General features: G+C 32.6%; 24 protein-coding genes. All 24 read left to right on the top strand.

Annotation, left to right across the window (positions count from 1 at the left end; all coding sequences use genetic code 11):
* Window positions 1-4 precede the first annotated feature (4 nt).
* The 24 genes from fliG (at window position 5) to RCG18_RS01295 (ending at window position 20,750) form a co-directional block, all read left to right on the top strand.
* Window positions 5-1,021 (top strand): flagellar motor switch protein FliG, encoded by a 1,017-nt coding sequence (gene fliG / locus RCG18_RS01410; RefSeq protein ID WP_308039658.1) that lies wholly within the window; start codon window positions 5-7, stop codon window positions 1,019-1,021.
* Entirely contained in the window at window positions 1,005-1,772 is a 768-nt protein-coding gene (locus RCG18_RS01405) for a flagellar assembly protein FliH (protein ID WP_308039657.1), read from the top strand. The genes fliG and RCG18_RS01405 overlap by 17 nt, the downstream gene beginning before the upstream one ends.
* Before the next feature lie 67 nt (window positions 1,773-1,839).
* The gene (gene fliI / locus RCG18_RS01400; protein WP_308039656.1) at window positions 1,840-3,147 is read left to right on the top strand and encodes a flagellar protein export ATPase FliI; all 1,308 of its coding nucleotides are present in this window, start codon (window positions 1,840-1,842) and stop codon (window positions 3,145-3,147) included.
* Window positions 3,148-3,185: 38 nt separating this feature from the next.
* Window positions 3,186-3,647 carry a flagellar export protein FliJ gene (gene fliJ / locus RCG18_RS01395; protein ID WP_308039655.1) on the top strand — a complete coding sequence of 154 codons (462 nt, stop codon included), beginning with the start codon at window positions 3,186-3,188 and terminating at the stop codon, window positions 3,645-3,647.
* On the top strand, window positions 3,637-5,082 hold the full coding sequence (locus RCG18_RS01390) for a flagellar hook-length control protein FliK (protein WP_308039654.1): 1,446 nt from the start codon (window positions 3,637-3,639) through the stop codon (window positions 5,080-5,082). Before fliJ ends, RCG18_RS01390 begins: the two co-directional genes overlap by 11 nt.
* A gap of 32 nt (window positions 5,083-5,114) precedes the next feature.
* Window positions 5,115-5,816, top strand: a complete 702-nt coding sequence (locus RCG18_RS01385) for a flagellar hook capping FlgD N-terminal domain-containing protein (protein ID WP_308039653.1) — start codon at window positions 5,115-5,117, stop codon at window positions 5,814-5,816.
* 18 nt (window positions 5,817-5,834) lie between these two features.
* The gene (locus tag RCG18_RS01380) at window positions 5,835-6,218 is read left to right on the top strand and encodes a TIGR02530 family flagellar biosynthesis protein (RefSeq protein WP_308039652.1); all 384 of its coding nucleotides are present in this window, start codon (window positions 5,835-5,837) and stop codon (window positions 6,216-6,218) included.
* Between the two features lie 112 nt (window positions 6,219-6,330).
* A complete protein-coding gene (locus RCG18_RS01375) occupies window positions 6,331-7,371 on the top strand; it encodes a flagellar hook-basal body complex protein (protein WP_308039651.1) in 1,041 nt (346 codons plus the stop codon).
* Window positions 7,372-7,429: 58 nt separating this feature from the next.
* Window positions 7,430-7,624 (top strand): flagellar FlbD family protein, encoded by a 195-nt coding sequence (locus RCG18_RS01370; protein WP_308039650.1) that lies wholly within the window; start codon window positions 7,430-7,432, stop codon window positions 7,622-7,624.
* Between the two features lie 182 nt (window positions 7,625-7,806).
* Window positions 7,807-8,364 (top strand): flagellar basal body-associated FliL family protein, encoded by a 558-nt coding sequence (gene fliL / locus RCG18_RS01365; protein ID WP_308041944.1) that lies wholly within the window; start codon window positions 7,807-7,809, stop codon window positions 8,362-8,364.
* A gap of 54 nt (window positions 8,365-8,418) precedes the next feature.
* Complete coding sequence (gene fliO / locus RCG18_RS01360; RefSeq protein ID WP_374119111.1) at window positions 8,419-8,799, top strand: flagellar biosynthetic protein FliO; 381 nt, start codon at window positions 8,419-8,421, stop codon at window positions 8,797-8,799.
* A 1-nt stretch (window position 8,800) separates the two neighbouring features.
* Window positions 8,801-9,571 (top strand): flagellar type III secretion system pore protein FliP, encoded by a 771-nt coding sequence (fliP, locus tag RCG18_RS01355; protein WP_308039648.1) that lies wholly within the window; start codon window positions 8,801-8,803, stop codon window positions 9,569-9,571.
* Window positions 9,572-9,581: 10 nt separating this feature from the next.
* A complete protein-coding gene (gene fliQ / locus RCG18_RS01350; protein ID WP_308039647.1) occupies window positions 9,582-9,851 on the top strand; it encodes a flagellar biosynthesis protein FliQ in 270 nt (89 codons plus the stop codon).
* Between the two features lie 39 nt (window positions 9,852-9,890).
* Entirely contained in the window at window positions 9,891-11,720 is a 1,830-nt protein-coding gene (locus tag RCG18_RS01345; RefSeq protein ID WP_308039646.1) for a fused FliR family export protein/FlhB family type III secretion system protein, read from the top strand.
* A gap of 54 nt (window positions 11,721-11,774) precedes the next feature.
* Window positions 11,775-13,802 carry a flagellar biosynthesis protein FlhA gene (flhA, locus tag RCG18_RS01340; protein ID WP_374119014.1) on the top strand — a complete coding sequence of 676 codons (2,028 nt, stop codon included), beginning with the start codon at window positions 11,775-11,777 and terminating at the stop codon, window positions 13,800-13,802.
* Window positions 13,802-14,956 (top strand): flagellar biosynthesis protein FlhF, encoded by a 1,155-nt coding sequence (gene flhF / locus RCG18_RS01335; RefSeq protein WP_308039644.1) that lies wholly within the window; start codon window positions 13,802-13,804, stop codon window positions 14,954-14,956. Before flhA ends, flhF begins: the two co-directional genes overlap by 1 nt.
* Window positions 14,950-15,828 carry a MinD/ParA family protein gene (locus RCG18_RS01330; RefSeq protein WP_308039643.1) on the top strand — a complete coding sequence of 293 codons (879 nt, stop codon included), beginning with the start codon at window positions 14,950-14,952 and terminating at the stop codon, window positions 15,826-15,828. The genes flhF and RCG18_RS01330 overlap by 7 nt, the downstream gene beginning before the upstream one ends.
* A gap of 13 nt (window positions 15,829-15,841) precedes the next feature.
* Window positions 15,842-16,516, top strand: a complete 675-nt coding sequence (locus RCG18_RS01325) for a flagellar brake domain-containing protein (RefSeq protein WP_308039642.1) — start codon at window positions 15,842-15,844, stop codon at window positions 16,514-16,516.
* A gap of 4 nt (window positions 16,517-16,520) precedes the next feature.
* Complete coding sequence (locus tag RCG18_RS01320; RefSeq protein WP_308039641.1) at window positions 16,521-17,249, top strand: FliA/WhiG family RNA polymerase sigma factor; 729 nt, start codon at window positions 16,521-16,523, stop codon at window positions 17,247-17,249.
* 61 nt (window positions 17,250-17,310) lie between these two features.
* Window positions 17,311-17,949 (top strand): hypothetical protein, encoded by a 639-nt coding sequence (locus RCG18_RS01315; RefSeq protein WP_308039640.1) that lies wholly within the window; start codon window positions 17,311-17,313, stop codon window positions 17,947-17,949.
* Window positions 17,950-18,026: 77 nt separating this feature from the next.
* Window positions 18,027-18,149 (top strand): hypothetical protein, encoded by a 123-nt coding sequence (locus tag RCG18_RS01310; protein ID WP_308039639.1) that lies wholly within the window; start codon window positions 18,027-18,029, stop codon window positions 18,147-18,149.
* On the top strand, window positions 18,146-18,925 hold the full coding sequence (locus RCG18_RS01305; protein ID WP_308039638.1) for a flagellar basal-body rod protein FlgG: 780 nt from the start codon (window positions 18,146-18,148) through the stop codon (window positions 18,923-18,925). Before RCG18_RS01310 ends, RCG18_RS01305 begins: the two co-directional genes overlap by 4 nt.
* Window positions 18,926-18,954: 29 nt before the next feature.
* Window positions 18,955-19,743 carry a flagellar hook-basal body complex protein gene (locus RCG18_RS01300; protein WP_308041943.1) on the top strand — a complete coding sequence of 263 codons (789 nt, stop codon included), beginning with the start codon at window positions 18,955-18,957 and terminating at the stop codon, window positions 19,741-19,743.
* Window positions 19,744-19,814: 71 nt separating this feature from the next.
* Window positions 19,815-20,750 (top strand): hypothetical protein, encoded by a 936-nt coding sequence (locus RCG18_RS01295; RefSeq protein WP_308039636.1) that lies wholly within the window; start codon window positions 19,815-19,817, stop codon window positions 20,748-20,750.
* Window positions 20,751-20,787: the final 37 nt, after the last annotated feature.

The following is a 20,787-nucleotide window of genomic DNA, read 5'->3' as shown; positions in this document are numbered from 1 at the left end:
AATTATGCCAAGAGATGCACAAAAGTTAACAGGAGTTCAAAAAGCGGCAATATTATTTATAACTCTTGGTCCTGAAGCTTCTGCAGATATAATTAAAAAGTTGCCGGAGTCTGAAATACAGAAAATAACTTATGAAATAGCTAATATAGCATCTGTAAAGTCAGATCAAAAACAGGAGATATTACAGGAATTTATACAAATAAACAAAGCTAAGGACTATTTAACTGAAGGTGGTATTGAATATGCACGAAATCTGCTTTCTAAAGCTTTAGGAAGTCAAAGAGCATTTGAGATACTTGAAAAAGTTACAGAAGCTACACAGCAGTTTAGACCTTTTGCTATAGCTAGAAAAGCAGATGCTCAGCAACTATTAAATATTATATCTAATGAGCACCCTCAAACTATAGCGCTAATACTTTGCTATTTACAGGCAGATAAGTCAGGGCAGATAATATCTGCCCTGCCAGAAGAGGTGCAGGCAGAAGTAGCTTTTAGAATTGCTGCTATGAGCAATACTTCACCAATAGTAGTTAAAGAAATTGAAAAAGTTTTAGATGATAAACTATCATCTGTAGTTAAATCTGATATGAAGGTAATAGGTGGAGTTCCAACTCTTGTTGAAATACTGAATCAAGTTGATAGAACTACAGAAAGAAATATCACAGAATCCTTGGAAAAAGAAGATGCAGAACTTGCAGAAAAAATCAAAGAATCTATGTTTGTATTCGAGGATATTATTACTCTTGATGATGTTTCTATTCAGAGAGTTCTTAGAGAAGTGGAAACTAAAGAGCTTGCGTTGGCACTTAAGGGATGTTCAGAAGAGGTGGCAAATGCTATCTATAGAAACCAATCTAAGAGAGCTGCTGCGGCACTAAAAGAAGACATTGAATTCTTAGGTCCAGTAAGACTTATGGACGTAGAAAAATCGCAGCAAAGAATTGTCAGCGTTATAAGAAGACTTGATGAAGCAGGAGAAATAGTAATATCAAGAGGTGGAGAAGATGCAATCATCGTATAGAGTCATCAAGAATTCCAGTGTAGTTAGTGATAAACCTAAAGAAATAGTTACAAGGTTTCAGGAAAAAGAAGAAATTAAACAGAAAGAGCAAAATGAAACTAATGCTAGAGTGTTCATTGATAGTTATGAAAATTTAGCAAAAACTATGGTGGGAAACGCCAGAAGACAAAGTGATGATATACTATCCGCTGCCTATGCAGAGGCTGAAAAAATTGAAAAAGAGGCCTATGAGAAAGGATATAGCCTGGGAAATGAAACAGGTTATAATGATGGATTTAATAAAGCCTATGAAGATGGTTATAAAAGCAATTTGGACAAGGCTTTAGCAGAGGCTGAGATTATAAAAAACAATGCTGATAATATATTAAAAAGCTGCATAGAAGAAAAAGATAGATATTTAAAAGAAAAAGAAGCAGAAATAAAAAGTTTAATTATAAATTGCATTGAAAATATTTTAAAAAGAGAGATAAAAGATAAAGAAGCATTAGATAGTTTAGTTTTTGAAAATTTATCTGAAATAAAAAACTCTAAAAATATAATAATTAAAAGCAATAAAATTTACTGTGAAGAGTTCAGCAAAAATATAGAGCTATGGAAGGAACAAATTCCTTTAAGAGGAGAAGTATTTATAATATCTGATGACTCCGTAAAGGAAGGCAGTGCTATCATAGAGAGAGATAATGGGAAAATAGTAGTTAGTGCTCAGATAGCTATGGAGAAGGTAAGGGAAATATTTAATAGTGTGGAGTAACTATAGAGGTAAAAGGCCGAAAGTTAACTTATTCCTTAACTGTCAATTGAATTCAGAGGTGTAATTAATGATTAATATAAATTTTAATCAGTTAAATAAAAAAATAAATGAAACCAACTTCACATACTCCGAGGGTATTGTAAAAAAGGTTATAGGACTTACTGTAGAAGTAGAAGGAATAAGATCCTTTGTAGGAGAGTTATGCACGGTATATAGTGAAAAAGAAAATCCTATACCCTGTGAAGTTGTTGGATTTAGAGACAATAATGTAATACTAATGCCGCTGGGAGAGCTTATAGGTATAGCTCCAGGTTGTAGAGTGGTTCCAGAAGGAAAACCACTGAGTGTAAAATGCTCAGATGAGCTATTTGGCAAGGTTTTAGATGGCCTTGGGAATCCCTTAGATGAAGAATTAATATCTGGAGGCACACCATATTCCTTAGATACAGATCCTCCAGACCCTCTTAAGAGAAGAAGAATTAAAGATGTTATACCGACGGGCATTAGAGCTATTGATGGCTTTATAACCTGTGGTGAAGGACAAAGAATTGGTATATTCGCTGGTAGTGGTGTTGGTAAGAGTACCACTCTTGGAATGATTGCAAGGTATGCTGAAGCTGATGTCAATGTAATATCATTAATTGGTGAGAGAGGCAGGGAGGTAAAAGACTTTTTAGAAAAGGACTTAGGAGAAGAAGGTTTAAAAAAATCTATAATTGTCTGCGCAACCTCTGATAAACCGGCTTTAGTTAGACTTAAAGGAGCTTTTACAGCAACAGCAATAGCAGAATATTTTAGAGATAAAGGTAAAAAAGTAATATTAATGATGGACTCAGTTACTAGATTTGCTATGGCTCAAAGAGAAATTGGACTTGCTATAGGTGAGCCACCAGCTACAAAAGGATATACACCTTCTGTGTTTGCAAAGCTTCCAAGGCTTATGGAACGTGCAGGAATGTCAGATAAAGGTTCTATTACTGCATTTTATACTGTACTGGTGGATGGAGACGATTTTAATGAGCCTATTGCAGATGCTGTTAGAGGTATACTTGATGGTCATATTGTACTTTCTCGTACATTAGCTACAAAAAATCACTATCCTGCTATAGATGTGCTTAATAGTGTAAGCAGACTTATGTCAGAGGTAGCAGAAAGTAACCATAAAAATGTAGCTTCTTATGCTAGAGATTTACTTGCAACCTATAAGAATTCAGAGGACTTAATAAATATCGGAGCTTATGTGAAAGGAAGTAATAAGAAAGTAGACCTTTCAATACAGTTTTATGATGAAATAATAAAATATTTGAGACAGGGCATGAATGATCATTGTAGTTTTCAAGAAAGCATTGATATGTTAGGGGAAATTTTTAATTAGTTGACAATGAGCAACTCAAAAAAAGTGGGGTGTAGGATATGCAGCAATACCATTTTAGATTGCAGAAGCTTTTAGACATTAGATTACAAAAAGAAGATGAAAGCAAAAGGATCTTTAAAGAGGCACAAAGTGAAAAGCTTAAAGTAGAGAAAAAGCTCAATGAATTAAAGGAAAACTATATAAAATATAGAACGATATCAAGCAAAGAATCAGTTATTGAGCAAAAGATAAGACATGTTTATTTAAATGCTATAAATTACAGTATAAATGAAGCTCATGAAGAACTTGCAAAAAAACAAAAAGTATTAGAAGAGAAAAGAGATGAGCTGAAGCAGAAGCAGATAGAAAGAAAGACTGTAGAGACCTTAAAGGAAAAACAAAAAGAAACCTTTTTAAAAGAGCAAAATCTTATAGAGCAAAAAGCAAATGATGAGTTTGCTCTATATGGTTTTATAAGAAATCTTAAGAACTTGAAAGGAGGTGAGATAATTGGAGATTAATGCATTAAACATGAAAAGAATACTTGCAAATACGACTAAACCAAGTACGAAACCTTTAAACGATGATGTTTTTAATAAAGTACTTGAAAAAGCTAGTCAACCTACTGAAAATAGGCAAAGTAATCAGACTAATCTAAATGAACAAAGAAATGTAGAAAAGACTAGAAGTAATGATGTTGATAATTCAAAAAATAAGCCTTTATCAAAGGAAGAAAAGGCTGCCTTAAAAGAAGCTGGATTTAATGATGATGAAATAGACAGCATAAAATCAGAAAAGGATTTAAAAGAAGCTATAATAAAAAAGCTTTTAGGTGGAGATGTAAAAGAAAATGAGAATTTAAATTCACTTTTAGCTATGCTTATGACTTTTATGCAGGGGAACTTTGATAACACTAACTATATAAATATAAAGAATGTTATTGACAAAAATAGTGGAAATGCTGAAAAGTTACTTAATATCCTTTCAAACCTTACATCTCAGAGTAAGTCAAATACTGATTTGCTTGGAATGCTTAAAAAAGAACTTTCCCCAGATATGGTACAAGCTTTAAATTTGAATGATGATAATGTCATTGAGAAAATAAAAACTGAGCTTTCAGCTATATTAGGCAATGAAGAAAAAAATGCTAATATCACTACAAACTTCAATAATAATAATGAAGAATCAGCTGTAGGAAAAGTAATAAATCCTCTATTAAATAATGCAAAGGCTGCTTTAAAAAATATTAAGGATGACAGTAATACAAATAAAAATGATGCGCTAAAAGATATAAAGAATGTTATTAAAAACACCCAAGGTGAACAGATAGAAACTCCTGTTAAAAATAACAAAAAATCTTCTGACACAAATTTAATGATGGAAGATGGTAAATCTAAATCAGATGAGGATTTCCTCAAAAGTCTTTTGTCAAACAATAGTGATGATAAAATTTCAAAGGTTACTAATTTTATGTCACAGTTTAACAATGCAAAAGTAGAAAATGTTAATGTAGCTGAAATGGAGAACTTGGTTATAAACAAAAATAACTTTAGTGCAGATATGATAAAATCTATAAAATATATGGAATTAAATAATATGAAGGACCTTACAGTTAAAATAAACCCAAAAGAACTTGGAGAAGTAGTTATAAGACTTACTATGGAAGCTGGGGCTATGAAAGCAACTATAACAGCTGCTAACAAAGAAGCTTATAATTTATTGAATTCTAATTTATCAGATATGACTAACAAGCTTCAAAATAGTGATATAAAGGTTCAGAGTGTAGCACTAAACATTTATAACGAAGATACAACTTTCTTTAAAGATGGTTCTAACAATGGGCAGAATCATGAAGACAACAAAGGTAAAAGAAATCATTCAATTGAATCTATATCAGAGGAAGAGACTGCAGATAATATAAGTTCTATTGACAGTAATGTAAATATGTTAGCCTAAGCAGACATAAAAAATAGAGGAGGTGAAGTTTCATGGCAGATACAGTTAATGGTACACAAAATCAAAGCCTTTTAGACATCGTAAATCAAGCTAATGCCACTAAGACTGCAAGAGGTACAAAAATAGTAAGATCAGGTCAGGATATGGACAGGAATGCTTTTTTAAAAATACTTTCAGCAGAGCTTTCCAATCAGGATCCGCAGAATGCAAAAGATGGTACTGAGTATGTATCACAAATGGCACAATTTGCAGGGCTTGAGCAAATGGCTAACTTAAATAGCACTATGAGAGTTACAGGAGCAAATAGCCTTATAGGAAAAGTTGTATCTCTAAAAAAACTAGACGATAATGGAAATCTTTATAGTGGTGAGGTTAAAGATGTAATTAAAGATGGAGATATTGTTAAGGTTGATGTAATAGTAGGAAAAGGAAAAGACAAAGATGGAAACATTGTTGATAATATTAAAGAGTTTGCTATAGAAGATGTAATTGGAATAACGAACAATAACAAAGTAGCAGGCACAGCAAATAGTAGTATGAATCTACTAAATGCGGCAGCTTTAATAGGAAAGACTGTAGAGCTAGATGAAAAGGACAGCAGCGGAAACAATTATACAGGAATGGTAAAGCAGGTATCAAGGGATGCTAATGGTATAAAAGTAACTGTTCAAACTTCAAGTGGAGAAACTAAAGATTTTACATTTGATAAAGTAATTAGGGTAAAAGATAGCTAGCCTAGAAAGAGTGATGTTATGGGATATAGAGTTATCAATGGTAAGCTGCACCTAATTGGAGACTTCCCGACCTATAATAAAGCAGAAAAAAATAAAAATAATGATACTTCCTTTAAAGACATACTCGATAAAAAAATAGGCAATAAAGAAAGCTTTGTTATATCCAGTCATGCTGCTGAAAGGCTAAGGCAGAGAAATATAAGCTTTAATGAGGCTGATATGAAAAACATAAATGAAGGAATAAACAAAGCGGAGGAAAAAGGAGCTAAAGAATCATTAATATTATATAAAGATACTGCACTTATAACTTCAATAAGAAATAGGACAATAATCACAGCAGTAGATAAAGAAAGCAGCAAGGGAAGCGTTTTTACAAATATAGATAGTGTGGTAGTTTTATAGCGGCAGGACCTTTAGGATGCCGAGCTTTGTGGAACGATAGAAACAAAGCAAAAATTATAAAATGTAACAAAAATAAGATAAAATCATAAAATAAAATTTGGAGGTAAAGATTATGTTACCATCAATGTATTCAGGGATTAGTGGACTTAAAGCTAATCAGAAAAAACTTGATGTAGTTGGAAATAATATTGCTAACGCAAGTACAACGGCATTTAAATCACAAAGAATAAGATTTCAGGATATGATAAGCCAAAACATGGCACAAGCGACACAGGCTACTTCAACTACAGGAGGCACAAATCCTAAACAGGTAGGGCTTGGTGTACAAATAGCAGGCATAGATACAGTAACATCAACAGGAAATATGCAGCCAACTAGTAGACCTTTAGATTTTGCTATAGATGGGCCAGGATACTTTGTTATAGGTTCAGGTCCTGTTCCTGCAGATAGTACAGCTACTGATGCAGGAACACTTACTGTTGAACCTGCAGCGCATGCAATTGGTAGCAATGGAGTTGAAACTGGGTTTACTAGAGATGGATCCTTTACATTAGATTCTCAAGGCAATCTTTTAACCTCAGATGGATTAAGAGTTTATGGTTATGCTAATAATAATGCAAAAATAACTTATAGTCCAGACGATGTTAAAAAGGCCAATACAATAGACTTAACAGATAACGGTAAGGGTGGTGCAGACACTGAAATAATTGATACATCACTAGTACCTCTGGCTATACCAGATAGTGTAAAATTGGGAGATAAAGATGTTAGAATTCAATCTTTTTCCATTAGTAAAGATGGAGTCGTAACTGCAGTTTTAGATGGAGGAGCAACAGCAGCATTGGGACAGATTGCTATGGTATCTTTTAAAAATGATGCAGGTCTTACAAAAATGGGCAAGAATATTTATAATGCATCTGCCAACTCAGGAGCACCTACTATTAGATGTGGTGCTAACATCAAAGAAGGAGAGGATGGCTATAATGCTGGAGGTTATGGAGAAATGCTCCAAGGAATGCTTGAAATGTCTAATGTAGACTTAGCAGAACAGTTTACAGATATGATAATAGCAAGTAGAGCCTTTCAGGCAAACGGAAAAATAATATCTACTGGAGATGAAATTCTTCAGGACTTAGTTAACTTAAAGAGATAGAAATATAGTTGAGAGTTGAAAATTTCAACTCTCAACTAAATAAAAAGGGTGGGATTTTATGATAAAGATTACAGGCTTAGACAACAAGGAATTTATTATTAACTCAGAGCATATTGAAAAACTAGAACAGATACCAGAAAGCGTTGTAACGCTAACGAACGGTCATAAATATCTTGTAAAAGAATCTAATGATGAAATAATAAAAAAAGTAATCGAATATAAGAGAAAAATATTTATTGGAGATGTGAGATAAAAGTTTAATGTAGTGTAATCTTAAAAAATCTAACTGTAAAAATTAAATATGAACATAAAATTGAGGAAGAAGAATAGCTTCTTTCTCAATTATAAAATAGACAATAATTATATTCTATTTATTTAAAGTGAGGAGTTAACCTCCTGATTTATTTAGTACATATAAATGAAAGGGAGACATGCATTATGGAAAATAACAAAGAAAAAAAAGGTGGAAGTAAATTAAAAATTATTATTATAGCAGTTGTGGCAGTAGCTGTTTTAGGAGCTGGAGGTTATTTTGGATATAACCATTTCTTTGCTTCAAAAGATAATACTACTAAGAAGGTGGTTCAACAGCAAATACCTATGCAGCAGGTACAACAAGGACAAGTTCAACAGAGCCAGGTTCAGCAAGGACAACAGATGGTTCAAAATGGAAGCTATCTGCAGCAGGTAGTTTCAGCAAAAACATTTGGACTAGATGAGTTTTTAGTAAATCTTGCAGATGAGGATGGAAAAAGATATTTAAAAGTAAAAGTTTTTTTAGGTTATGATAACAAGAAACTAGATACTGAGTTAGAGGAAAAGAAGCCTATACTAAGAGATGCTGTTATAAGTGTTTTGAGATCAAAAAAATCAACAGATATAAGTGCTAAGGGAATAGATAACATTAAGATAGAAATTATTCAAAGAATAAATGCAACACTAGAAAAAGGTCAATTGAATAATGTTTATTTTAACGATCTACTTGTGCAGTAGCATACCACACTATACAAAGAACGGAGAATGTAGATGGATGTGCAGTTTTGGTGGATGTTTTTGAAAATAGTAATATTCTTGCCATTTATATTGATACTCATATATATATCAATGAAATACGGTGGAAGTAAACTGCAAAATATCCAGAATGGAAAATATATAAAAATTTTAGAAAGAGCACCTATTTCGAAAGAGAATAGTCTTTTAGTCGTAAAGATAGGACAAAAAGGTTATGTGATGGCTTCAACTAATGGGAAAATAGAAATAATATCTGAGCTGTCTCAGGAGGAAATAATTGAGGTAGAAGCTTCAAAGGCTATACCTCAATATAAAGATTTAAAAGATTTTTATGAAAAAACCGGACTGAAAAGAATTAGTGAAAAAGCACCTGTTAAGAACTTTTATGAAAAACTTAGATTTAAAAAGGAAGATTGAAATGAATAAGAGAAATAGCAAGGCCATAATACTAGTTTTAATTTTTATTACTATGGTATTTGCAGCAGCAAAGGTGCATGCAGCACCAGATACCTTTCCTATACCTAAGATAAATATATCAGTGGATAATGCTAGTACACCAAATCAGTATGTAGGAAATATAAAGCTTCTCATAATGCTTACAATACTTACACTACTTCCATCTTTTATTATGATGATGACAAGCTTTGTGAGAATAGTAGTAGTATTTGGGTTTTTAAGAAGTGCAATGGGAACACAGCAATCTCCACCTAATCAAGTATTAATTGGACTGGCTCTATTTTTAACTGTATTTATAATGCAGCCAGTTTATAATAAAATAAATACCAATGCAATACAACCATATATTGAAAATAAAATAACTCAAGAACAAGCTATAGAAGAGGGAGCTAAGCCTCTAAGAGAATTTATGCTTAAGCAGACAAGACAAAAAGACTTTAAACTGTTTATTGATGAAGCAAAATTAAATTATAAGGTAACAAAAGACAATGCACCTCTTAACGTTGTGGTTCCAGCTTACATTATTAGTGAATTAAAAACCGCTTTTCAAATAGGATTTTTAATATATATACCATTTCTCATAATAGATTTAGTTGTTGGTAGTATACTTATGTCAATGGGTATGATGATGCTTCCACCTGTAATGGTGTCTACGCCATTCAAATTGTTATTGTTCGTGATGGTAGATGGATGGTATCTAATTGTAAAATCTTTAATTATGAGTTTTTCATGAGGTGAGTTAATTGAGCGAAAACATGGTAATAGGCATTATAAAAGATGCCATACAAACAGGACTTATGGTAGCAGCACCTATTCTTTTGGTTTCAATAATAGTTGGACTTATAATAAGTATATTCCAGGCTACAACTCAAATTCAGGAGCAAACTTTGACTTTTGTACCTAAGATTATAGCAGGAGCTTTAGTTGGACTTCTTACAGGAAGTTGGATGCTTCATCAACTTGTAAATTTCACTACAAGAATATTTACATATATATCACATATTACGCAGTAGCATAAAAATGCATCGCATTTTTCCAATGAGGTGAAAACTTTGATAGATACCATATACTTTACAGCATTAATATTAATAACCATTAGGATGTTTTGCTTTTTCGTTATAGTTCCTGTATTTTTCCCAAATGGTACCCCAAACGCTATTAAGGTAGGATTAACCTTAATTATGGCATATATATTAATACCGGGAATTGACTATTCAGGAATACATACTATAAATAACAATTTACCATTTATAATTAACTGCTTAAATGAAGCGGCTGCAGGTTTGACTTTAGGTTTTATAACAAATTTATGTTTTACCTCAGTAAAAATTGCAGGTCACCTTATGGATATGCAAATTGGTTTTTCAATGATGAGTATGTTTGATCCAAATTCAAAAAGCAATACTACATTATTAGAAAATTTATTATATTGGCTTAGCATTATAGTTTTTTTTATAGTGGATGGACATCATATGCTCATTAAGGCATTAATGGAAAGTTTTAGTGTGATAAAGCTTGGAAATTTTTTCTTGGGTCAGAGTTCAATAAATATTATAATAAGGGTTTTTATTGAATACTTTGCTATAGCGTTGAAAATAGCAATACCTATTATATTGATAATTTTTATAACAGATTTAACTATGGGACTTATTTCAAGAACTGTTCCTCAGTTAAATATAATGATTCTTGGACTACCAATTAAAATTCTTGTAGGCCTTGGAGCCTTTTGTTTTGCGCTACCTATATTTTTAAGGATAATAGAAAATTCTTTTTATGGAATACCGGACGCAATAAGGGGATTTTATAAAACAATACCCTTACTTATAATATTCGCATCAGATGATAAAACTGAAGAGGCTACTCCTAGAAAAAAGAGTGAGGCCAGAAAAAAAGGTCAAATAGCTAGAAGTAAAGAAATAGCTTTAACGCTGACTTTATTAGTATCTACGATTGTGTTGTTAAGTTTAGGAGGGTATGCAGGGAATCAACTTAAAGAAACTATGATTGCCTTTTTAAATAATTACACAGCAACAGCCCTAACTTACGATAGTGTGCAGAAAATAGCCTTTATAGTAGTATGGAGAATTGGAATAATATTTTTACCAATTGTTATTCCTATTATGTTAATGGGAATCTTAGCAAATTTTCTTCAGACAGGAGCTTTAATTACCTCAGAACCATTAAAGCCTGATTTTTCCAAGTTGAATCCTTTAAATGGTTTGAAGAGAATGTTTTCCATGAGAGCTGTAATGGAATTATTTAAAGATTCAGCTATAGTTATAGTGGTAGGATATGTAGGTGTTAAATATGTGCTTAGTAACTATACGTACATACTTTCACTAGGAGATTTAAAGCCAGCTGCGGTAATGGAAGCTGTAGGAAATCTTACAATAGGCATTTTCTTTAGGATAACAATTATAATGATTGTTATAGCAATTATAGACTATTTATTTCAAAGGTTTCAGTACAATAAAGATTTGAGAATGTCTAAACAAGAAGTAAAGGAAGAGTTTAAGCAAGATGAGGGAGATCCTCAAATAAAGGGTAAGATTAGGCAGAAACAAAGAGAAATGGCCATGAGAAGAATGATGCAGGAAGTGCCTAAAGCTACAGTAGTTGTAACAAATCCGACACATATAGCAGTAGCCCTAGGTTACGAGGAAGGACAAAGCGCTCCGACAGTTTTAGCAAAGGGCGCTGACAAAGTGGCTATAAAAATAAAAGAAATAGCTAAAGAAAATGAAGTACCTATTATCGAAAATAAACCTTTAGCTAGATTGATTTATGAACAGGTAGATTTAGAAGAAGAAATTCCTGTTGAAATGTATCAAGCAGTAGCAGAGATACTGGCGATTGTATATAAGATTAAAAAGAAGAAGTAAAACCGGGGTGATATTTTGGAAAACAGCAGAAAAAGGTTTAGTCTAAAAAATAATATGGATATAATAATGGCCTTTGTGGTTATATCTGTAGTACTTATGATCATAATACCACTTCCACCAGAAATACTGGACATACTGTTATCTTTTAACATTACTATATCCGTAGTAATTATACTTTTAACACTGTTTACTACAGAAGTGCTGCAGTTTTCTGTATTTCCAACGTTACTACTTATAACAACCTTGTTTAGACTTGCTTTAAACATATCTTCAGCAAGGTTAATATTAAAGGATGCTTATGCAGGAGAAGTAATAAATGCCTTCGGTAGTTTCGTTGTTGGAGGAAACTATGTTGTTGGTATAATAATATTCTTAATTATAGTAATTATACAGTTTATTGTAATTACAAACGGTGCTGGTAGAGTATCAGAAGTATCTGCAAGATTTACACTTGATGCTATGCCAGGTAAACAGATGAGTATAGATGCAGATTTAAATGCAGGCTTAATTGACGAAATGGGAGCAAGGGAAAGAAGAAAAAGATTGCAGCAGGAAGCAGATTTTTATGGAGCAATGGACGGTGCTTCTAAGTTCATTAAAGGAGATGCTATAGCAGGTATTATAATTACAGCAATAAATATTATTGGAGGTATCATCATAGGAGTTGTGATGCTGAATATGGATGCCTCCACAGCTGCACAAACTTATACAAGACTTACTATAGGAGATGGTCTTGTAACACAAGTGCCAGCACTATTAATATCTACAGCTTCAGGTATACTAGTTACTCGTTCAGGTAGTGATGAAAACTTTGGTACCTTAGCAATAAGACAATTAACAGGATTTCCAAAGGTTATAGCAATAGCTTCAGTAGTACTTTTATTCTTAGCTATTATACCAGGACTTCCACACTTAGCTTTTTTTATCTTATCAGTAGCCTGTGGAATATCTGCATATCTTCTATATAAAGAAGAAAAAGAGAAGACTATAGAGCAAATTGAGATAGAACAGCAGGAAATAACAGAAATAGAAAGCAAGGAGCCAGAAAATGTTATGAGCTTGATTTCTGTTGAACCTATGGAGGTAGAAATAGGTTATGGACTTATTCCACTGGCAGACGAGGTTTCAGGGGGAGATCTTCTTCAAAGAATAACCTCTGTAAGAAGACAGTGTGCTATAGAAATGGGAATAGTGGTACAACCTATTAGAATAAGGGACAATCTTCAGTTAAAAACCAATGAGTATGTTATAAAGATAAGGGGTACAGTAGTAGCTAAAGGAGAACTTATGCCTAACATGCTTCTTTGTATGGATCCTACTAATGGAGAAACGGAAATTCAAGGAATAAGAACAGTTGAGCCATCCTTTGGATTACCTGCAATCTGGGTAAATAAAGACCAAAGAGAAGAAGCAGAGATAAAGGGGCTTACAGTAGTAGATCCCACTACGGTTATGGTTACCCACTTAACTGAAACTATAAAAAATCATTGTTATGAATTATTGGGTAGACAGGAAGTTAAGTTAATTGTAGATTCTGTAAAAGAGAAGTACAGCACCGTTGTAGAAGAACTTATACCAGACCTTCTAACTATAGGAGAGCTGCAGAAAGTACTTCAGAATCTTTTAAGAGAAAGAGTGCCAATCAAAGATATGGTAACAATAATGGAGTCTTTAGCAGATAATTCTAGAACTACAAAGGATATTGAAGTCTTAACTGAGTATGTGCGATTTGCACTTGGAAGAAGTATATGTAATCCTATGGTAGACGATAGTGGATCAATTACAGTAATTACATTAAATCCACAAATAGAAGATTTAATAAGTAATAATATACAAAAATCAATGCAGGGTTCATTCCCGGCGATAGATCCTGAAGTTACAGGAAGAATATTGAATGCACTAAAGGATACTTTAGATTCAGTATATTTTTATGAAAATCAACCAGTGGTTTTGGTCTCACCAAAAGTAAGACCGGCTTTCAGGAGGCTGATTGAGATGGTTTTTCCAGCAGTGAGTGTTTTATCACTTAATGAAATACCTAATGATATTGAGATAAAAACCGAAGGAGTGGTTTCAATATAATGATTATAAAGAAATATACCGTAAATAATATGAATGAAGCACTAACTCGAATAAGGTATGAGCTGGGAAAAGATGCAATCATAGTAAGCCAGAGAAAGATTAAAAAAGGTGGTTTTTTAGGTTTATTTTCAAAGAAAATGATTGAAGTTACTGCAGCAATAGATAATAATAAAAATAGCAACAAGGAAAGTATCGAAGAAGGAATTGAAGCAGTAAAAAGATTAATGAAAAATAAAGTAAGTGAGCATAAAAATACTTATAATCAAGAAACAGCAGCATCTAAGCTTATAAAAGCTCAAGATAGTCCAAGTAAAGATAATGAAGAACTTGTAAAAGAAGTACAAGAGATGCGAAATATGCTTAAGGACATGATAAACTCATCATCAGTGGTTAATACACCCAAAAACAAGACTCACATGAAACTTGAGAGTAGTGATGTTGATAGCAAAATTATTAGTGAAATCGTGAAAATGGTAAATGAAATCAATGATGATAGAACAGAGGAAGAAAAGCTTAAAGAAATAGTAAATAATATGGTTAAGGTATCTCAAAGCAAAGAAGAGAATGTAATAGTATTAGTTGGCCCAACAGGTGTTGGAAAGACTACAACTATAGCTAAGCTTGCTGGAAGACTTTCACTAATTGAAAATAAAAAAGTCGGACTTATAACTATAGATACATATAGAATAGGAGCTGTTGAACAGCTTAAAACATATGCTGACATAATGAATATACCTTTTAACGTAGTATTTGCCATTAAAGATATGCAATCTGCATTAGAAAGTATGGCAGATTGTGATGTTATTCTTGTTGATACTACTGGAAGAAGCAGCAAGAATACTATGCAGATTTCCGAACTTAGGGCCTTTATTGATAAGGTGAGAACAGAAAATATACATCTTGTTATAAGTTGTACTACAAAAAATAAAGATATTGATATAATAATAGATGGATATAAACCCCTAAACTATAATAATATAATAATTACGAAACTAGACGAAACCTCTACTTATGGTTCTATATTAAATATAGTGAAAAGTGCAAAGAAGCCTATAAGCTTTATTACAACAGGTCAGAATGTACCAGATGACGTAAAAGTACTGACTTCTGAAGAAATAACCAAACTTATACTAGGAGAGGATAAAGTATGTTAGATCAAGCTCAGAAACTGAGACAGCTAGTACAGCAGCAAAATAAAGACAGTAACGAACAAAGAGAAAACATATCGAGACCTAAAATAATTACAGTAACTTCTGGTAAAGGTGGAGTAGGAAAAAGTAATTTTGTAGTAAACTTATCTATTGCCCTTCAAAAAATGGGTAATAAAGTGTTAATATTCGATGCAGATATGGGACTAGGGAACGATGATGTACTTATGGGATTCTTGCCTAAATATAATGTCTATGATGTAATATTTGGTGGCAAAAAAATAGAAGAGGTGATAGTAGAAGGACCTTTTGGAGTAAAACTCCTTCCAGGAGGTACAGGGGTTTCAAAAATTGAGCAAATGACTGACAAACAAAGAGATAGTTTCTTGGCTAAGTTAACATGTTTAGAAGACCTTGATTATATTATTATGGATACAGGTGCTGGTGTTAATAGAGACGTGCTTGGTTTTATTTCTTGCTGCGAGGAATTAATAGTAATAACTACACCAGAACCTACTTCTCTTACAGATGCTTATAGTTTACTTAAAGCTGTAAGTCATTTTAAGATAAGGGATAACGCAAAGGTTATAGTGAATAGAACTATAGAATCAAAAGAGGGTGAAAGTACTTTTAATAAGTTTAATAATGCTGTATCGAAATTTTTAAATATTGACTTACAGTATTTAGGATATTTATCAGATGATAAGAAACTTATTCAAGCTGTCCGTAAACAGCAGCCCTTTTTAATTAGCTATCCTAATTCTGATGTGGCTAAAGATTTAAACTACATAGCAGGTAAAATTATAGGATTAGAAACTGATAAAAGAGGACGTAGTGTACAGGATTTTTTCAAAAAGGTTTTCAATATTTTTTCATAAGGGGTAGGTTTTAATGAGCGACAATGTGGAGTTCTTAGTTAATCAGAAAATAGAAATAGAAATGGAAGATGGAATCTATAAAAGCAATATTCAGGATATAACAGATGAATATATTGGAATAAGCATACCAGTAAATGAAGGAAAATATGTACCGCTTAGAAAAGGCGAGAAGGTGGTATGTCTTTATTACTATAATAAGGATATTTATAGGTTTGAAACGGTAGTTTCAGGAAGAAAAATAGACAAGCTTCTGATAATAATGTTAAAAAGACCAGAAAAGGTAGTAATGTATCAGAGAAGAAACTTTGCAAGAGTACCTTTGATGATTAATATATATTGTGGAATATTAGAAAATAGCAAGAAAATTGAGAATATAGGCAATAATCAAATTGAGTTCTTTGATGCATATTCACTTGATATAAGTGGTGGAGGATTAAGATTAGCAATAGATAGGAAACTTGAGAAAAGACTTAGCTTAGGAAGTATGCTGATGATGAACATTCCATTTGGTGATGAAAATCTTGCAGTAAAAGGGAAAATTGTGAGAATAGAAAATGATAGAAAAAATCCTAAAATTATTTGTGGAGTGTCCTTTGTAGATTTAGATAGATTAACTGGAGAATCTATAATAAGGTTGGTTTTTAAAACTATGAGAGAGCAGATGAAGAAGGGAGCAAAGGGGGAGTAGCTTCATGTCACTAGTTGATGGCTTGGATGTAAAAGAAGAACTGGTTAAAAAGTATATACCATTAGTTAAATATATAGCTTCAAGAGTAATAATAGGAAAGACTAAGTATATAGAATATGAGGATCTAGTAAGCTATGGAATGCTTGGGCTTATGGATGCAATAAGTAAATTCGATGAAACAAGAGGAATGAAGTTTTCTACATATGCATCTATAAGAATAAAGGGAGCAATGATAGATGAATTGAGAAAAAATAGCCCGATATCAAAGGGAGCTATGGATAAGCTCAACAGATATAATGATGCAGTAGAAAGACTTCAAAAACGATTTGGAAGAGAGCCGTCAGATGCAGAAATAACTGCAGAGCTTAAAATTAGCTTAAAAGAAATGATGGAAATCGAGAACTATATAAACTATATATCAATTGTGTCTTTAGAGGACTTAATATTTTCAGAAGAAGATGATATTCCTCTTATCGGTACTATTCAGGACGATAAAAGTCCAAGTCCTGAGAAAAGTCTTGAAGAGAAAGAAGAATTAGAATATTTAGCTAAGGCAATAGATCTGCTAAATGAAAAAGATAGGACAGTTTTGTCTCTATATTATTATGATGGACTAACATTAAAGGAAATCGGACAGGTGCTAAGTGTTTCAGAATCTAGAGTATGTCAGCTTCATAGTAGAGCTATAGTTCATTTGAGGAAAGCTATGGTTAAATTGAAATATATGAGTTAGAAGAATATTCTTCTAACTCATATATTAATAAAATTACAAAAATTTAAATTTAGGAGGAGCTATGACTGCGGTTGGGCTTTTATTAATTGGAATACTTCTAATAGCGCTAAATGTTAATGCTATTAGAAAGGAAAAGAAAACTTTCAGTAATGTTTTAGAACATAGTGAAAACAGTATGAAGGATTATGATATAGAGATAGGAAAGCTTAGAAAAGAATTTGCGGAAACTATTTTAGAGTTGCAAAGGGAGATTGAAAACTTAAAAGCTGATAGAGAACTAAGTGAAAATGATATTTATATAGAGAATGATTATAGAAGTAATAATAAAGAAAAAACAGAAAATAATTATAAAAATGAAGATTATATACTAAATAAAGAGGATATAAAATACGAAAATATTAGTGGTAGTAAGGATGTAATTAATAGTATAGATGTAAATGAGAACAATGCATTTGTCAATTATTTAATCGATGATAGTACGCCTATAAATGGCATAGATGAGAATAATACAGTAGATAAAAATATAAATAAAACTAATGAAGCTTATCAGAAAAAAGATAACAACGTAAAACATAATAACGTAAAAGTAGAAGAAATAAGTAAGCTTTTAGATGAAGGTTTATCTGTTGATGAAATATCAGAAAAGATAGGTATTGGCAAGGGGGAAGTACTATTAATAAAAGAATTATACATAAAGTAAAGATTGTAATAGGTTTTTTAAGTGACAGAAAAATTTTAATAGGTATAGGTATAGGTATTGTCATAGCTACAACAGCTATGGCAGGAGCTAAAGTTAACTATCAATTGAGCAAAAGTCAAATTGAAGATAGAGCTAGATCCATGGGAATGATGTATCCAGACGAAGTAAAGGTTATTAATGATAAGGGAGTGAGCAAATGATAAGAGGGCTTTATACTGCAGTATCAGGAATGATAACTCAGGAGGCAAAACAGGATGTAATAACAAGTAACTTAGGTAATTCAACCACTGTAGGATTTAAACAAGACAACCTAGCTATCAGAAGATTTGATGATGTTCTACTGGAAAACTATGATAAAGTAGTTGGTGGAAAAAATGTAAGAAATGAAATAGGAACACTCAGTCTTGGAAGTAAAGTAGACTCAGTAAATACAGATTTTACTCAGGGGATGATACAGGATACAGGAAAGCCTACGGATTTTGCTATTGATGGAAAAGGATTTTTTACTGTTCAGCGAAATGATGGAATTAATAATGGACAATACTACACAAGAGATGGTCACTTTCACGTAAATATAAAAGGAATTCTTGTAAATGATTCTGGAGATGCAGTAATTGGAAGAAACTTAGCAACAAATCAGTTAGAGCCGATAAATGTAGGTGACGGTAAGTTAACTAGTGACGTTTATGGCAATATAAGCATAGATGGTAATAAAATGTATAAGTTATATACAGTAGATTTTAACGATTATAATAGTATAAAGAAGATGGGAGACAACCTTTATCAAGGTAATAACGCTGTAGAAAATAATGCTGTAGTCAAACAAAATTCGTTAGAAAAATCCAATGTAAATGTAATAAATGAAATGACTAACATGATTACTACTATGAGAAGTTTTGAAACAAATCAAAAAATTATACAATCATTGGATGAGACCTTAGGAAAAGCAGTAAACGAAGTTGGAAGCGTTAGATAGGACTCATTAAAGAGAGGAGAATTTGTATGGTGTTAAGAACTATATGGACTGGTAGAAGTGCTATGAATGCTGAGCAGCAAAAGCTAGATAGTATTTCAAATAATATTGCCAATGTTAATACTGTAGGATATAAGAGACAGGATGTTAGTTTTCAGGATTTAGTTTATGAAAGTTTAAAAAGGCAAGGATATCCTACTAATGATAATCAAAATACTATTCTAAACGGTACAGGAGTTAAGGCTGGAAATTGGATAAGAGATGTTGAACAAGGTAATTTAAGAAATACAGACTCTAAAACAGACTTTGCAATAGATGGAGAAGGATATTTTAGAGTTACGCTGCCAGATGGGTCTAAAGGATATGAAAGAGCGGGAAGTTTTAATATAAATTCAAATGGTGAGCTTGTAGATAAAAGTGGTAATAGATTAGATATAGAGTTTACCGAGGAAGGACAAAATTTACGTAATGAGGGAGTCGGGTTTACAAATGATAATTTTTCCGTAAAGGAAAATGGAGAGATATATTTAAATCATAATAATAACAGTGTTTATTACGGTAAAATAAATCTTTATAACCCAGTAAGTCAAGAGTCATTGAATTCTATAGGGCAAAATCTATATGTGCTAAAGCAAGGTGCACAAATGAATGGAACGACAAAGGCAAATATACTTCAAGGATTTGTTGAAGATTCTAATGTAGATGTTGGAAAAGAGCTTACAGAAATGATAGTAGCACAAAGAGCCTTTGAGATGGGATCAAGAGCGTTAAAAACTGGTGATGAAATGTGGGGAATGATAAACAATATTAAGGGGAGATAGATTTTTGTAAACAAAATACTTGTATTCACATATACTATATTGATGTATGTTATTTTTAGGAGGAATTTTGAGTGGATACAAGAAAAAAATCCTGTAATAAAAAAGATGACAAGGATATGTATTACCATTGCCCTATGATGGGTTGTATGTACATGCAACCTTTAATGCAACCACAACATATGTGTGATATGGATGATATGAAGCGCTGGCGCATGGAACAAAGCTCTAAACATTATGATCACTATTATCATGAGGATCATCACCATCATGATAAGCATAAGTGCGATTACATGCCTATGATGGAACCAATGGAAATGATGCCATTAATGATGTGTCCAATGATGTGTATGGGAAATATGCAGCCATATATGCCAATGATGGATATGGAATCTCCAATGATGGGTATGCACCATATGTACCAGCCAATGCAGGAGCCTATGATGGATATGGTATCTCCAATGATGGGAATGCATCATATGCACCAGCCAATGCAGGAGCCTATGATGGACATGGTATCTCCAATGATGGGTATGCATCATATGTGTCAGTCAATGCAGGAACCTATGATGGATATGGTATCTCCAATGATGGGAATGCATCATATGCACCAGCCAATGCAGGAGCCTATGATGGACATGGCATCTCCAATGATGGGTATGCATCATATGTGTCAGTCAATGCAGGAACCTATGATGGATATGGAATCTCCAATGATGGGAATGCATCATATGCACCAGCCAATGCAGGAGCCTATGATGGACATGGTATCTCCAATGATGGGTATGCATCATATGTGTCAGTCAATGCAGGAACCTATGATGCATATGGAATCTCCAATGATGAGTACGCAGCCTATGTATCAGCCAATGCAGGAACCAATGATGGATATGACATCTCCAACAATGAATATGGAATATGAAAAACAACCTATAATGGCAGAGAAAATATCTGAAAACCTTGTTGATGTAAAGATAAAAACTGTAGATATGAAAGAAATAGAAGACTAAGATAAGATGTACTCCATTGAATTTATAAGAGCACTTA

This window comes from Clostridium sp. OS1-26, assembly GCF_030915445.1.
GTDB lineage: Bacteria > Bacillota > Clostridia > Clostridiales > Clostridiaceae > Clostridium_AM.
Note: the sequence above shows the minus strand (reverse complement) of the source record. Positions and strands in the feature narration are given on the sequence as shown.